5 protein-coding genes are annotated in these 5,406 nt (G+C 50.1%); all 5 read right to left on the bottom strand.

All coding sequences use genetic code 11. From position 1 onward, the window contains the following. Nucleotides 1-539 precede the first annotated feature (539 nt). Nucleotides 540-1,949 carry a hypothetical protein gene (locus tag JCM11216_RS13795; RefSeq protein ID WP_054854570.1) on the bottom strand — a complete coding sequence of 470 codons (1,410 nt, stop codon included), beginning with the start codon at nucleotides 1,947-1,949 and terminating at the stop codon, nucleotides 540-542. A gap of 90 nt (nucleotides 1,950-2,039) precedes the next feature. Further along, nucleotides 2,040-2,720 carry a hypothetical protein gene (locus JCM11216_RS13790; RefSeq protein ID WP_054854569.1) on the bottom strand — a complete coding sequence of 227 codons (681 nt, stop codon included), beginning with the start codon at nucleotides 2,718-2,720 and terminating at the stop codon, nucleotides 2,040-2,042. Nucleotides 2,721-3,477: 757 nt separating this feature from the next. Beyond that, nucleotides 3,478-3,831 (bottom strand): hypothetical protein, encoded by a 354-nt coding sequence (locus JCM11216_RS13785; protein ID WP_054854568.1) that lies wholly within the window; start codon nucleotides 3,829-3,831, stop codon nucleotides 3,478-3,480. A 133-nt stretch (nucleotides 3,832-3,964) separates the two neighbouring features. Then, nucleotides 3,965-4,174 (bottom strand): hypothetical protein, encoded by a 210-nt coding sequence (locus JCM11216_RS20210; protein WP_243676441.1) that lies wholly within the window; start codon nucleotides 4,172-4,174, stop codon nucleotides 3,965-3,967. Between the two features lie 35 nt (nucleotides 4,175-4,209). Further along, nucleotides 4,210-5,331, bottom strand: coding sequence for a type IV secretion system DNA-binding domain-containing protein (locus tag JCM11216_RS13780; protein ID WP_243676440.1), 1,122 nt, complete (start codon nucleotides 5,329-5,331; stop codon nucleotides 4,210-4,212). Nucleotides 5,332-5,406: the final 75 nt, after the last annotated feature.

The following is a 5,406-nucleotide window of genomic DNA, read 5'->3' as shown; positions in this document are numbered from 1 at the left end:
CTACCCAGCCCACGGGCACCTTGAATCACCCCCCCCAACCACCCACCCAGGCAATCCCCCCCGGGTGGTTTGGTCAGGGGGGGCTCATCACCACTAATCAACTTAGGCAACTCACTTAATAAGGCGGTTAAGGGCATCGAAGGCGATGCATTTATTAACCCCCCCAACCAGCCCCCCCAGTCAATGACTGGGCGGGGGGTGGTCCGCCCGGGCTCAGTGCGTGGGTTCCTTTCACAAATCAACTGAGTTCCCACACATCAGGACCCGGGCATCACCCCCCCCACCCCCCCCAACCCAGCCCCCCCCACCCAAGGCTGGTAGGGGCAGTCAACCCGGGTCTCGGCATCGAAGGCGATGCCTTTATTAAGCCCCCCCTTTAGCCAAACCGGTCCTTGGGGCCGGGGTGGGTCGGCCAGGGGGAACAGTTTGCACGCGGTTCTTCAGGGTTCTGTTGCTTGCCCCCCCTCATCAAGCTCCCCCCCGGGCTTCATCCCCCCCACTCCAAGCCAACCCCCCCACCCGATTGGCTTTGGGGAGGGTCAGCCCGGGTTTGACTGCTTATTGCTGTTCTTATCAATGCATTGGATTCCGTAGTTCATAAAATCACCGCAGTACTTCTTGAAGCGCTTGTCGAACAAGACGACTTCAATGTCGTTTTCGCTTGGTAGCAACCTACCTATTGCTTGGACGCTCTTCATAACCACTAGGTCAACTGCCTTTAAGCCCCCCCTAGCCTCCAAACGCCTCATGACATTGCTTGGCAGTAAGGGCAGTGTTAGTAGGATGACTCGCCTGTAGCAATTCAACCTAACGCCCTCGGCGTACTTGCCAAAGAACCTAAGCACGAGGTTCCTCCTACACAAGTCCTCCCTCCTAATCTCATCCTCATAAACCACGTTTTCAAGGAAAACCTCCTTACTCGATGTAGTGAATATGACTGTCGGCAAACCATCACTAAGCAATTCATTGATTCGCCTAGTGACCTCACTCCCAAGCCTATCAATGTTCTCAGTCGTCATCACCAAGTCACCAACCACAGCCTTGATTACTCGGTTAGGCTCAACCTTGACGACGGGTATCGAGCTCAGTATTGATGGTGGTAGTGTTGCTGACATCAGCAACACCCTCTTGCCGCTCGGCAATTCCAACCCCTCGAACTTGACACCAACCAATGAGTCTGAACTATCATCGAAGTAAGCGATTGAGGACTCGATGAGCGACACCAAGTCATCGAGGCTGATCAACTCACTGGCCTCACTGTCAATGGTTATTGTTAGGAGTAGCTCACCAAGAACTCCCCTAACGAGTTCGGCATTCCTAACATCAACACCCTCAATCCCAAGCCTATCGAGCAGTACCTCAATACTCCTCCTCGGCACAGTGACTATCTTCGGTATTACGGCATTATGAGCCTCGTCAATCACAACGCCATCAAACCTCTTGACGTACTTACCAAGCCTTGAGTAATTCATCAAAATGACTAGGTCACTGAATTCACTAATCAATTCCTTGATTAAAGCCTCCTGCACATTGTATGGGCATAACTGGCTTTGTTCGGCGGTTTCCCTAACATCGCCGTAATCAACGGCGTTGATTAATGCCTTAACCAGTGGCTTGGGCACTGGCTTATTGAATTGGCAGAATCCGCATGGCTTACGAATAATGAAGTCACTGTGCCTAAAGCCCCCCCTAAGGCAAAGCCTCTCCCTACCAGTGCTTAGGAAATGCCTAACACCAAACACCCTCAACGCATTACCGGCTTGAACCAAGGCATTGATTAGGCTTGACGCCCAAACCCACCTACCGCCCAACTGCCTAATTAAGTAAGCAGCCACGAAGGACTTACCCCCCCAACCAGTAGGTGCCTGCAAGCCAGCGACACCGCGCTCACTGAGCAAAGCCAGCAATTTACTCGCCACATCCAACTGGTCAATCCTCAGCTCAGCCATACAATCACCTCCTCAGGAGCACCGCAACGACTATTATGATCAGAGGTATCAGCCATGGAGCTAATTCAAAGGCAAGTGCAACAACCACGGCTATGCCAACGGCAATGCTAGGAGTAGTATTACCGCCTTCTTGGCGCTGCTCCTCCTACGCCTAGTCTCGACCTCGTTGATCTTGTCAATGACTAACCACCTTAACCGCCTCTCCACACCCTCAACCTCACGCCTAACAAAATCAACAACGCTAGGTTGATTACTGATTAATTGCCTAAGCTCATTGATTTCTCTGCTAAGCTCGTCGAGTCTCCTAGCAATAACATCAATGTCGTTCCTCGAACCAACCTCACTGAGCAACTGCCTCCTCAAATCCTCAACCTCCCTAACGAGGAGTCTAACCAACTCCCTCCTAACCTTTTCTAGGTCCCTCGCCTTCACGGAGTCAAGGTAATCAAGTAATTCATCCCTAAACTCCTCAAGCCTTTTATCCACGTACTCCTTGATTTGGGTGAGCACGTCATCACTCGCCATAGCCACAAACCCTCCTGACGATGTACGTGCCTTGCGCCTATAGACGATCTCGTAGCCGTTTCTAACCAACTCGGCCATCAAATGCCCAGTGACTATGGCGATTAAGGCACCATAAGCCTTGTCTTCACCGAGGTGCCTAGCCAAGTACCTCCTCAAGGCATTCGTAGTGAACTTATACAAGCCATTACTGTCCCTAACATTCAACCTAAGCCTAGGCAGTTCCTCGGCAATGAAACGCCTAAGCAACGGCAAAGCCTATCAACGTACTTGGCCCCCCCACAGCCACCACGCGCAGGACCGCACCAAGACTGCGGAGGACCCAGCCACCTGGATCACCCCCAACCACCCCGCCCCCAGCGAACCTGGGGGGGTGGTTTGGTCAGGGGGGGCTCATCACTCCTCAATAAAAATAACATAATGAATTAATAAGGGGGGAGTAACAATGAGTAGAGTACGTATACGTCTACGCACTTAAATATTAATAATACTTAGAGTAATACTAGTGCATCACTAGAATATTGTATATATGAAAATAATATATTCTTGATTGTTCGGCAAGTTTTTTAAATCCTCCAAAATCATTACCAGAATAGCCCGGCCCCCCCGCCGGGCTTGATGAGGTCAGGCTAGCTGACACGTGACGAAAAGGGACCAAGCTGTTCCGGCGGGCCGGGCTTGATTCCGCCTGTTTTTGTCCGTCAAAACAGGTATTAAGAACTAACTTTTAAATATTTCCTCGTACGACAATGTTCATGCTTGATATTACGTTTTAAAGAATGTTGTTTATAGGATAAGTGTCTAGTTGGTTAATAAATAGGTTTTGTGGTTTTGTGCGTGGGCTTACCATAACTTTGCCATGCATTGATCGTGTATCTAGCGATTGTTTTCTCTGTTAATTGTTATTTTTAATTTTTTGTTGTGTTCAATTGTTTTTGCCGTTTTGCGCATCTTTGTGGCGTAGTAAGTAATGGTTATTACGCAATTCATGCTGACTCGCCATCGGCTAAGATAGCTTGATTTTGCATGGTGTTGGTCCTCTGTATCTGTTTGCCATTTCCTTGTCTGCGTTGTATCCTGACTCCATTAGTAGTCTGTGTACTGTGTATGCGGTCCTCCTCGTGCCCATGTGCAGTCTACCCCTGAGGGCTATTTCCTTAACCACGTGAAGGTAGGCAATGTTCCTAACCACATCGGCATCGCTAAACGCCCTGAAGGGCATTGCCCTTGGGTCTGCATTCACGTACTTCAGCATGTGCCTTGGGATGCCTAGTCTCGCTAGGAAGTAGGTTATTGATGCCATGTACATTGATGGGTACGCAGTGAATAACCTAAAGCCTTGCTTGACGGCCTTGGCCAAGGCATCAACGCCCGCCCTAACGCACTCAAGGCTCTTTATCGAGACGTCGCACTCGCCTATCTCGGCAGTAACAACGCCGATTATGACCTCGCCCCCCCTGTTATGAATGCCCTAGGCTCCCCCCCATGAAACGCTAGGGCTTCCCAATGCATTCCCAAACACCCCCCCTAAGCAGTTTGTTGAAGGCCTGCTCCTCAAAACCATGCCTCCTAACAACCTCAACAGGAACACCAAAAGCACCCAAACAACCCCCCCTAAGCGTGGTCGTGCTTGTTCTTGGCTTAACCTCTGGATCAACCTCAATGGTTATTAGGTTGTATGGTTCCCTATGCTCACTCCTCAATTGCTTATTCGTTACGTGTAAGTGCATTATTGCGGTTAGTGGCTTCTCCCAGTGGGTGGTGGTATTGCTGTCCAGGTCTTCTCTGCGTTGTAGTATGTGTCCCTACCGTAGTGTGCCTTGAAGCCTGGCTCCCTGAAGACCACGTTCTCAGGGCTGAAGTAGAGCACTGGGAATTCAACAAACAACTTATTCATCGAAATGAACTCCCTAGGTATGTCAAACGGTGATTGAGTAATCAACGCGAAGTAGCGGTTGTAATTCCTACCGACCCTAACGCTCGTTGTCAGTGTCGACTCACCAAGCCTGAAGTACAAATGAGCCTCATCAATGACTAAAATCAAGTTCCTTGCTTGAACTGCGTTAAGCACGGCTAGTAGTGATAGTACGTAGAACCAACGCTGAATAGGCGACAACCAACTGAGGTCAATCCCAATTGACTTGCCTACCAACTCTCCGTTGATTAGTCTGTTAATGATTGGGTGGGTCTTGCCGAAGACCCAGTGGTTTAGGTAAGTCAACCTCCTAATCAACCCCCCCCTAGCCGAGTTAACCTCATCCTCCCTCGCAAAGGCACCGCTATTAACCTGATCCTCCAGGTACTTGATTAATTCACCAATGGAGACCTCATTAACAGCCTTACCAATGGCTTGACTAGGGTTAGCCTGCACTGCAGGCTTGCTGTCTCGCTCATTAATTGATTTACCGCTTAACTCGTTGAGTGACTTCATGAACATGAACTCCATAGCCGGAGTCATGACGTATGGGAGCCTGGGGGGGAACCTCATCGTCAAAACCTCCTCAATCACGTCAAGAGCCTCCACATCGCCTAGGAAATCCAGCGGGTTGAAGGGGGGGTAAGGAGCGTGGTAGTCAGTGAAGCCCTCGTAAGTACCGGCAACATCAAACACAACCACGGTGTAGCCACACGGTATGTTGGCTAGGGCATTCTTGATCAGTGTGGTCTTACCGGTGCCTATCGAGCCGAATATCAATGCATGAGTCTCATCAAAAACCATGAAGTGAAAGAGGTGCCCAGCAGGATCATTAATCAAATCCCTAATGCCAGGCCTACATGGATCGCTAACCAAGCCCACTTGGTTGGCTTGACTAACCCACGGATTAACCTGGCCTTGCCTCCTTCCCCCCCAGGGCATCATTGTTACCGCTCAAACGCCTTATAAGGGTTAGTGCCTTGGCTGTGGCCTAATGGTCATGTCTGAGGGGTTGTAGAC

This window comes from Vulcanisaeta distributa JCM 11216 (genome assembly GCF_001315985.1).
In the GTDB taxonomy this organism is placed as follows: Archaea; Thermoproteota; Thermoprotei; order Thermoproteales; family Thermocladiaceae; genus Vulcanisaeta; species Vulcanisaeta distributa_E.
This window is presented reverse-complemented; position numbering and strand designations above follow the sequence as displayed.